The organism is Fulvivirga aurantia (assembly GCF_009711475.1).
Classification (GTDB): Bacteria; Bacteroidota; Bacteroidia; order Cytophagales; family Cyclobacteriaceae; genus Fulvivirga; species Fulvivirga aurantia.
Genome location: NZ_SMMD01000730.1, coordinates 1 through 6764, shown reverse-complemented (window position 1 = coordinate 6764; position 6764 = coordinate 1). Strand labels below are relative to the sequence as shown.

Here is a 6764-nt window from a genome sequence, read left to right as displayed (position 1 = left end):
TATCTAAACCAATTTTCTTAAGTGCATCGATTACCCAGTCTTCGATTTCGTCAGTGAACTCGTCAAGATCTACATCTTCCTCCTCAGTAGCGCCAAGTTCTCTAAACACATCTATTTCTAAACCAACTAATCTGCTGGCTAGTTTAATATTTTGTCCGCCTTTACCAATTGCCAGTGAAACCTGATCTGGTTTTAAATAAACGGCTACACGTCCGTCATCACCGTCTACTTTCATGCTGGTAATCTTTGCAGGACTTAGAGCTCTAGTAATATAAAGCTCCATATTATCAGTAAAGTTGATTACATCAATGTTTTCATTTTGAAGCTCTCTAACTATACTGTGTATTCTTGATCCCTTCATACCTACGCAGGCACCTACAGGGTCAATTCTATCATCATAAGATTCTACAGCCACTTTTGCTCTCTCACCTGGCTCTCTCACCACTTTCTTGATGGTAATAAGGCCGTCATAAACTTCAGGTACTTCGCTTTCAAACAGTCTCTCTAAGAAAACAGGGCTTGTTCTAGACAAAATAATCTTTGGGTTACCATTGATCATTTCTACACGGTCAACGATAGCTCTTACCTGATCACCTTTTCTGAATCTATCTTTTGGTATTTGCTCATTTTTTGGAATTGAGATTTCATTTCCTTCACCATCGATAAGCAATACTTCTCTACTTAAAATCTGGTATACCTCACCAGAAATGATTTCACCTACAAGCTCCTTGTATTTTTCAAATAAGATATCCTTTTCAAGGTCTTTTACTTTTTGGATGAGCGTCTGACGTGCCGTCATTACAGCTCTTCGACCAAAGTCGAATAGTGTAATTTCTTCTGCTACTTCTTCACCAATTTCAAAGTCAGGCTCAATTTTTCTAGCTTCTTTTAAGCTGATCTTGTCATGATCCCAAATGTCTTCAGAGTTATCGTCAACAATTTCTCTGAACCTCCAGATTTCTAAATCACCTTTGTCGGCATTTATAATAATGTCAAAGTTCTCATCTGTTTCAAACTTCTTTCTGATCATCGTTCTGAAAACGTCTTCCAGAATTCTGATCATTGTCGGTCTGTCAATGTTCTTTTGTTTAGCAAAGTCTGCAAATGACTCAATTAATACTGCAGCATCCATCTTTGTTTTTATTTAAATGAAATCTGAACAATAGTTTTTTTAATATTCAAAAGTGGCAAAGTCACTTCTTCTACCTCTTTCTTTTTGCCTTTTCCTTTCGTAACCTCCAGCGTCAGACTTTTGTCGTCATATGCCTTAAGTTCACCTTTTACATCTTTTCCATCATCAAGGCTCACTTTTACGGTGCGACCAATGTTTTTCTGAAACTGACGGTCCATTGATAAAGGAAAATCTACTCCAGGAGATGAAACTTCAATGCGATAAGCATCACTTATCAAATTACTTTCTTCTATCTCGTTACTGACAGCACGGCTTAGGTCTGCGCAATCATCTATGTTTACGCCCTCATCACCGTCTAAAAGAATCAGGACTTTGTTAGGGCCCTTTTTGCTAGAAATAATGACATCCACCAAAAAGTGACTTTCATCACTGAGGTGTCGGTTGGCTATTTCTAATATTTGATCTTTCAGGTTTGTCATCATGGAATATGAAAAGAGGGGGCTCTGGCCCCCTCTGAAACAATTTCTATATTTCGATGCAAATTTAAGTCAATTTTGTTTGCTTTACAAACCATAGCAGAAAACATAATTTTTAACCCAACAGTGCGTTTAGTTCTATGCACCGATTTAACCTCTAAAGAATGAAGTTCATCAATAAAAATAAGATCGTAGTGGCCCTGCTTTTAACTGTTTTGTGGTCTTGCGACAGTAACAAGAAAGCGGAGAAAGAAGTGTCCTCAAAAGAGGGAAAAGTGGTTAACGTGCCAAATTTCAATGCTGATAGTGCCTACAACTTTGTTGAAAAGCAAGTGGCTTTTGGCCCTCGGGTGCCCGGTAGCGAAGCACATAAAGAGGCAGCAGTATATTTTATAGAAAAGTTTGAGTCTTATGGTGCTAAAGTACAGACACAGGATTTTGAGGTGACTACATTTGACAATCAAACGGTTCCGTTAAGGAATATTATTGCCAGTTTTAATCCAGAAAAGAAGAAAAGAGTACTATTAGCGGCTCACTGGGATTCCAGACCATTTGCTGACAAAGATACGGAGCGTCAGTTCGAGCCTATTGATGCAGCAAATGATGGGGCTAGTGGGGTAGGTGTTTTGTTGGAGCTAGCAAGAGTAATCGGCAATAACACACCTCCGGAAATCGGAATTGATATGATTTTATTTGATGGAGAAGATTGGGGTAATGATACTTCAACGCAAGATCCTGTTGAGCTACGTGATGGTTGGGATAGCTGGTGGTGCCTTGGTTCGCAATATTGGTCTAAAAATAAGCATGAGGCCGGGTATTCTGCATATTATGGAATTTTATTAGATATGGTTGGTGCTAAGGGGTCTCAATTTCATATGGAAGGAGGCTCGATGTATTATGCGCCTGGTGTAATGCAAAAAGTGTGGAACAGAGCTCATAAACTTGGTTTTGGTAGGTATTTTGTAAAAAACACTATCGATGGAATTACAGATGACCATGTTTTTGTAAACGAATATGCTAAAATCCCTATGATTGATATTGTACATTATGACCCTGAGCATGGTTATTTTGGAGATTACCACCACACGCACAAAGACAATATTGGAATAATAAGCGAAGAAACATTAGAAGCCGTTGGGGAGACTGTTTTGCATGTTTTGTATCACGAATAAAGTAGCAAATGAATTAAATCAAAAAAGGGCAGAAGTTACTTCTGCCCTTTTTTGATTTTACTGGTTTGAGTCTATCGTTTTATAAATTTAGTTATCACACTATTCTCACCATCAGTAGCCTGTATGAAATAAACACCGGCTTTAAGGTCACTTACTGCAATGGTGCTCTGGTTGCCTGTTGTTTGTCCAGACTTCCATACTTTACCAGAAACATTGATGATCCTATATGAAACAGCGCCCATTTTTCCTGTAAATAATTTCAGGTTATCAAGTGCTGGGTTAGGATAAACACTAAAGCCATCTGGTTTTACCCCTTCAATTACTGAACTGTTGGATGTTAAAGCATAATTAGATACCGCACCACCCACACAGAAATTGGTAGTTTCTGATGAAGCGAAGTTGCCGCCTGAAGCTAAAACTGTACCGCCATCTCTTAACTCATAAGAGCCGCTACCATACGCGCAGCAAATACCATCACCATATGTATCATTGATGACGAAATCATAGCAGCCGTCTGATAATGTTATAGTTTCAGTTACGGTTGATCCATCTGGTTGGGAGCCATATGTTCCTCCGGATGCAATTACCGTAGCCCCACCTCTAATTTGCCAGCTCGTTTCTTCAGGGTAGTTGTCTAAGACAATAGTGAGGGTCACATCAGTGGTTCCTGCGCCTGCACTGAGTGCTAAATTGTCAACAGCCATATCTCCCTGCCATGTGGTACCGGTAGTACCCACATATCTTAGCTTGACTGAGCCACCTGCATAAGCTGTTAGGTCCACATTTCCGTTTAACCAGTTATTTCCCTGATTACCAGATCTAGACCATACAGAAGTCCATGAGGTGCCATTAGTAGAAGCTTCTAACCTTAAGCTACCCATGGCCGAAGAACCGTACATGTGATACTTAAATGTGAAGCTAGCACTTGACACACCTGAAAGGTCGAAAAAAGGACTTTCTATTATGGTGGTTTTGTTAGAATAGTTAGGGCTACTTGATTCTACATAGATGTAGAAACTACCCTCACTTGCTGAAGAAGGCCCGGTGTTGCTTGAAGGTGTGCCACCTGATCTTCTAGTCCAGTTGAAATCATCACCGGAAACATTTGTCCAGTCGCCAAATCCACTTTCAAAGCCTTCTGCGTATGGAAGTGAAGAGCCATCTGCCTGCGTTGTAAAGCTTGTTGTGGCAGCAGCTGATTCATTGCCTGCGGCATCTTTTGCTTTTACGCTTATTGCATAAGATGTCCCTGCTGTTAATCCTGAAAGCGAGTAATTTGTATTAGCCGTATTTCCATCTAAAGCTCCATCGACATACACATCGTAACCTGTTACTCCTACATTATCTGTAGATGCAGTCCAGGTGAGGTCTGCAGTAGTTTTGGTAATGTTTGAAGCTGCCAGATTTGTCGGTGTAGAAGGTGCCTGGGTGTCTCCACCTGATCCTCCAGATAATCCAAAGTTATCAATAGCAATATCACCTTGCCATGAAGATCCGGAAACGCCATTAAATCGAAGAAGCAGTGTACCACCTGCGTACGAACTTAAATCGATATCTGCATTATTCCATGCTGAGCCTTGGTCTCCCGATCGTGACCATACAGAAACCCAGTTGTTTCCATTATCATTACTCACCTCAAGGGCAATGGTACCTACAGCATTACCAGTCATGTGATAGTTGAATGAAGCAGACGCCCCTGTTTGACCAGATAAATCAAAACAAGGAGAATTTAAAATAGCTCGCTTATTTGGGAATCCTGTGCCATTGCCTGATACTTCCATGTATATGTAATAAGTGCCATCAATGGCACTTGCAGGGCCCGTATTACTTGACGGTGTTCCATTTGCATCAATCGTCCAGTTGAGGTCATCGGCTGTTGACTGTGACCATAATCCTAAAGTATTTTCAAAACTTTCGGCATATGGGTAAGCTGTAATACCGCCAACGCAATTTGTAGAGGCTGTGGTAAAATTCACTGAGGAAGAGTAGGCAGAAGTAGAGCTATCAGGACACTTACTTCTCACTTGCGCTTCATATTGCGTTTCGCTACTCAAACCACTAAGGTTGGTTGAATTGGTACCGATATCGCTCACAGTAGACCACGTTGAAGTTCCTACTTCTCTATACCTTACATCATAAGTTGCGCCAGCTACGGTATTCCAACTTAAAGTAGCAGTAGTTGTACCTATGTTAGACGCCCCCAGGCCTGATGGAGTAGTGGCATTACAAACTACAGGTGTGCCGGTAAGGCCTGTTACGATGAGTGTGTAGTTTTGTGAGCCACCAGATAAAGAACCCTTGTGAGTTACTGTGATTGTATATGAGCCCGAAGCACCAGCTACATCAACTCTTTCGAATGGGTCCACATTGTTATCTCCCTGACTATTGGTGTTTACACCAGTAAGCTTGTAAGGTGTAAATGTAGAACCACCTTTAGTTACTCTTATATCCAGGTCATTTACCAGTACAGGTGTTGTAAGATTGGTAGTTCCTGTATTTGCAGTACCTGCAGGATCTGTCCAGGAGATAGAGGCCATCAAAGGATTAACACCATCAGAATCTACCGTAATTTGATAAGACTGGCCTGAGTTGAGTGTAAGCTCTTCTATTTTAGATTCACTGCCTTCTTGCGTAATAACCTGCGCAGCGGCTTTGGCATTTAATAAGCCCCAGCCATAAATAACATCAGGACCAGAAGAGCCCGCATCATCAGCTGTGTGCAGCGCCAGACCTTTCAAAGAGGCAGCTCTCATAAAGCTTCCTTTTACATTGTTATAATGCTCCTGAAGCAAAAGAAGTGTTCCTGCAACATTTGGAGATGCCATTGATGTACCTGAAATGGAATTATAAGCCACATCACTATTATCATAAGTAGAGTATACGCCTGTACCATTACCGGTTATATCAGGTTTAATTCTTAAATCATCAGTGGGTCCCTCACTACTACTGCTATTTATAGTTACACTGTTAAGTGATCCGTCAGCTGCAATGTTGGCATCTTGCCCATTGGCTACTACCATGTTATTTTTTGCTGTAGAGTGGCCACTCAATTTGTCATAAGAAGAATTGCCATTTAATGGGGCCCCGTTGGAAGAATTATCATTTCCATCATTACCGGCTGCCACCACCATAAGGTAATAGGGTGAGTTGTACATTAGGTTATCCCAATCACGAGACTCATCGATGTATGCGCCAAAGTACCAGTCTGGTATGAGGCTGGCACGATATCCGTAACTATGATTAGAAATAAGCATACCTGCCGAGGCTTCAGATGTAGCTTCTGATAAATCATTGTTCCAATCATGCGTTAAAGCTCTTGCATGGTGGGCCATACCTTTAGCAGCAGGTTGTACCCCTGATGCCACGATAGTACCGGTTACATGTTGGGCATGAAAGCTATTTCCATTTAATGAAGTGACGCCATCATTTATCGATACCCTGTTGGTACCGCCCGTTCCGTCAAATTCCTGGTGAGATGGGCGAGTAGGGCCACCATCCCAAACATGAGCAGTCATGTTAAGCCCATTTACACTGAGGCCGAGGGAACCTCCTGAATGTAGGTGGTCAGCTCGGGTAGACCTTGCAGCATCTTCATTATAGATGGTGTAATAAACGGGATGACCATCTTTAGACACTGCGATAAGTTCGTCAAACGTACCGTCATCATTTGATTTTAAGACATCCCAGCCTCGTTCAGCGGCCATTCGAAGCGCTTCTTGCTTTTGTAAATCTGCTTTTCTGGCAAATTCTGTCTTTAACTTAGTAAGCTTTGTCTGATCATATCGGTTGCTAATCTGCTGTTTTTGCATCTGGGTCTGTGCAAAAGCTGTAGAAACCGAAAATAGGAAAATTGTGAGCACTGCTTGCCAGTGCCTGGTAGATGTTTTCATGTGGTTTGTGGTTTAGGTTGAGAATAATAAGCAGCAGTTCCGTATGAATCTACTGAAAGCTTAATATACAAAATATAAGTTTGTAAAAAAGACC

Annotated in this window: 4 protein-coding genes; 1 reads left to right on the top strand and 3 read right to left on the bottom strand. The window is 41.3% G+C overall.

Features of this window, described 5'->3' with window-relative positions:
• Together nusA and E1176_RS08490 are read right to left on the bottom strand one after the other, a co-directional pair.
• Positions 1-1132 (bottom strand): transcription termination factor NusA (gene nusA / locus E1176_RS08495; protein ID WP_155210181.1); only part of this gene is annotated, 1132 nt, incomplete at its 3' end.
• A gap of 8 nt (positions 1133-1140) precedes the next feature.
• On the bottom strand, positions 1141-1614 hold the full coding sequence (locus E1176_RS08490; RefSeq protein ID WP_246205976.1) for a ribosome maturation factor RimP: 474 nt from the start codon (positions 1612-1614) through the stop codon (positions 1141-1143).
• Positions 1615-1772: 158 nt separating this feature from the next.
• Between E1176_RS08490 and E1176_RS08485 the strand changes: the two genes are divergently transcribed.
• Positions 1773-2780 (top strand): M28 family peptidase, encoded by a 1008-nt coding sequence (locus E1176_RS08485; protein ID WP_155210180.1) that lies wholly within the window; start codon positions 1773-1775, stop codon positions 2778-2780.
• Between the two features lie 71 nt (positions 2781-2851).
• Here E1176_RS08485 and E1176_RS08480 read toward each other — a convergent pair whose 3' ends face one another.
• Positions 2852-6670 carry a S8 family serine peptidase gene (locus E1176_RS08480; RefSeq protein WP_155210179.1) on the bottom strand — a complete coding sequence of 1273 codons (3819 nt, stop codon included), beginning with the start codon at positions 6668-6670 and terminating at the stop codon, positions 2852-2854.
• Positions 6671-6764: the final 94 nt, after the last annotated feature.